The organism is Streptomyces sp. PA03-6a (assembly GCF_033792765.1).
Lineage (GTDB): Bacteria > Actinomycetota > Actinomycetes > Streptomycetales > Streptomycetaceae > Actinacidiphila.
Genome location: NZ_JARAVK010000577.1, coordinates 1 through 1,008, shown reverse-complemented (window position 1 = coordinate 1,008; position 1,008 = coordinate 1). Strand labels below are relative to the sequence as shown.

Annotated in this window: 1 protein-coding gene; it reads right to left on the bottom strand. The window is 66.7% G+C overall.

Annotation, left to right across the window (positions count from 1 at the left end):
* Positions 1-19 precede the first annotated feature (19 nt).
* Positions 20-951, bottom strand: a protein-coding gene (locus PV350_RS46700; protein WP_500339322.1) for an IS5 family transposase whose coding sequence is annotated in 2 segments (ribosomal slippage) — positions 20-535 and positions 538-951 — 930 coding nt in all. Because the reading frame shifts where the segments join, the coding sequence is not laid out codon by codon here.
* Between the last annotated feature and the right edge of the window lie 57 nt (positions 952-1,008).

Below are 1,008 nucleotides of genomic sequence, written 5' to 3'. Positions count from 1 at the left end.
CTAGGACTTGTCCGGCCGATCATGTGCGGAGCCAGATGACGAGGGCTGCTGCAGTGGCTGTGCCGAGGTAGACATAGCCGCGCTTGTCATAGCGAGTGGCCACGGCCCGGTGCTGCTTGAGCCGGTTGATGGCCCGTTCGATGGTGTTCCGCTTCTTGTACCGCTCTTCGTCGAAGCCGGGTGGCCGTCCCCCGCGTGAACCTTTGCGCAGGCGGGCGGCCTGGGTGTCTGCCTTCTCCGGGATGGTGTGCCGGATACCCCGACGTCGCAGGTACGTGCGGATGATTCCGTTGCTGTAGGCCTTGTCCGCGGCGACGCTGCCGGGCTTGTTGCGGGGCCTGCCCGGGCCGATCTTAGGAATGCGGATCTTGTCCAGCACCTGCGTGAACTGGGTGCAGTCCGCCCGCTGGCCTGGTGTGACGATCAGGGACAGCGGGCGGCATCGGCCGTCGGCGCTCAGGTGGAGTTTGCTGGTGAACCCGCCCCGCGAGCGGCCCAGGCCCTCACTTCCTGCACCACCTCCACCAGGCGGGCGTGCAGGCTCTGCCACGCTGTTTCGCCCTGGTGTTCTGGCGGTTCGCCCCCCTTTGACGCAGGCGCCGGCGGGGAATCGGTGCGGGCGCCAGCCGCGTGCTGATGAGCACGGACGATGGTGGAGTCCACCGAAATGTCCCAGTCGATCTCACCCGCAGCGTCGGCCGCAGCCTGGACCTGCTGCAACAAACGTTCCCACGTCCCGTCCGCCGACCACAGCCGGTGCCGTTCATACACCGTCTTCCACGGCCCGAACCGTTCCGGCAGGTCACGCCACTGCACACCGGTCCGCACCCGGTGCAGAATCCCGTCGATCACCTGCCGGTGATCACGCCACCGGCCACAACGCCGGTTACTGACCGGCAGGAACGGACGCAGCCGTTCCCATTCAGCATCGCTCAAGTCACCCCGCCCCATGTCCACATCAACGACGCGGACGGCGAGTAGTCACATGATCGTCCGGACAAGTCCTAG